The sequence below is a fragment of the Streptomyces sp. PTL18 genome, from assembly GCF_059510295.1.
Genome location: NZ_JCAJZO010000086.1, coordinates 1 through 2,057 on the forward strand (window position 1 = coordinate 1; position 2,057 = coordinate 2,057).

Below are 2,057 nucleotides of genomic sequence, written 5' to 3' on the forward strand. Positions count from 1 at the left end.
CAGCACCCACACCCGGCCGCCCACACCGGCCTCCCCGCACGCCTGCAACAGCGTGGCGACGGCTCCGCAGATCTGGGCCGCGTCGGCGTCGGTCGTGGGCGTGACGAGGACGACTCCGGACACACCGTCGGCGGCCCGGTTCGCCAACTCGTCGGCGAGCGTGGCACGTTCGATGAGGGCGGCGGCCGGGAGTTCCAGGACGGCGGCTTCGGCTCCGCGCGCGGTGAGGGCCGTCCGCAGGGAGTCCGTGCGGCCGTCGCGGGTCGTGCCCGCGGGGACCAGGAGGAGCCACCGGCCGCAGAGCGCGGTGTCGGACGACGGGTCGAGCGGCTGCCAGTGCGGCCGGTACAGCCATTCGTCGGTGCGTGCCCGCTCCTGGCGGCGGCGCCGCCAGGACGACAGGGCGGGGACGAGGCCGTCCAGGGACTCCGCGGTGAGGCCGAGCGAGACGGCGAGGGTGCCGAGGTCGCCCCGCTCCACGGCGTCCCAGAACTCGGCGTCGGCGTTGTCGGCGGCCTGTCGCATGCCCTGCGTCGCGGTGCCGGTGGCGGGGCGGTCGTGGTCCGCGAGCCAGTAGCGGCGGTGCCGGAAGGCGTACGTCGGCAGGTCGATCCGCCGGCCGCCGGGCACGACGGCCGCCCAGTCGACGGCGGCGCCGTGGGCGTGGAGGCGGGCCAGTGCCGTGACGGCGGAGACGGGCTCGTCGCGGTCCTTGCGCAGGGTCGCCGTGAACAGGGTCGCGTCGCCGCCGCCGGTCCGGGTGGCGGCCTCGGGGGTGCTCTGGGCGAGCGCGGTGAGGGTGCCGTCGGGGCCGAGTTCCAGGTAGCGGGTGACACCGCGGGCGGCAAGGGCTCGTACGGCGTCGCCGAAGCGGACGCTCTGACGGACGTGGCGCACCCAGTACTCGGGGGAGCGCAGTTCGTCGGCGGTGGCGGTGGTGCCGGTGACGGTGGAGACGATGGGGAGGGCGGGTTCCGCGTAGTCGAGACTCTCGGCCACGGCGCGGAACTCGGCCAGCATCGGCTCCATCAGCGGCGAGTGGAAGGCGTGGCTCACGCGCAGCGCGGTGACCTTGCGGCCCTGGTCGCGGAAGTGCGCGGCGATGCGCTCGACGGCCTCGACCGCACCGGAGACGACCACGGCCTGGGGGCCGTTGACGGCGGCGATGCCGGCGTCCTCGCCGTAGCCGAGGAGGGGCAGCACCTCGTCCTCGGTGGCCTGAAGGGAAACCATGGCGCCGCCCTCGGGCAGCGCCTGCATCAGCCGGCCGCGCGCGGCGACGAGACGGGCGGCGTCCGCCAGCGACCACACGCCGGCGAGGTGTGCGGCGGCGATCTCGCCGATGGAGTGACCGGCGAGCACGTCCGGCCGGGCACCCCACGACTCCAGCAGCCGGAACAGGGCCACTTCGAGGGCGAAGAGGGCGGGCTGGGCGTACTCGGTGCGGTTAATTACCTCCGCATCCTCGCCGAACACGATCTCGCGCAGGCTGAACGGCAGTTCGGCGTCCACCGCGTCGAAGGCGGCGGCGAAGACGGGGTACGTATCGTACAACTGCCGCCCCATGCCGGGTCGTTGGGAGCCCTGTCCCGCGAAGAGGAAGGCCGAGCGCCCGTCGGGCTGGGCGGTGCCGGTGACGATGCCGTCGGCGGGTTCCCCGTCGGCGAGGGCGGTGAGCCCCGCGACGAGATCGGCGTGCCCGGTGCCGATGACGGCGGCGCGGTAGGGCAGCGCGCAACGGTGCGCGGCGAGCGACCGGGCGAGGTCGAACGGGGGGATGTCGGAGTGTTCCCGCAGATGGGCGAGGAGGCGGGTGGCCTGGGCGGGCAGGGCGTCCGGGGTGCGGGCGGACAGCACCCACGGCAGCACACGCTCCCCGGCGGGCGTCAGGGCGGCAAGGGAGGGTTCGGTGGCCTCGGGTCCCCCGGCGGACCGGGTGTCCTCCGGGGCCTCCTCGCGGGGCGCCTCCTCCAGGACGGCGTGGGCGTTGGTGCCGCTGACGCCGAAGGCGGACACGGCGGCGCGGCGCGGCCGGTCCTCGTACGACGGCCACCGCT

At 75.4% G+C, this 2,057-nt stretch carries 1 protein-coding gene; it reads right to left on the minus strand.

Going from position 1 to position 2,057, the window contains the following annotated elements:
• Nucleotides 1-2,057: acyltransferase domain-containing protein (locus AC5WS8_RS39030; RefSeq protein WP_496108217.1), on the minus strand; the 2,057-nt coding region annotated here is incomplete at both ends.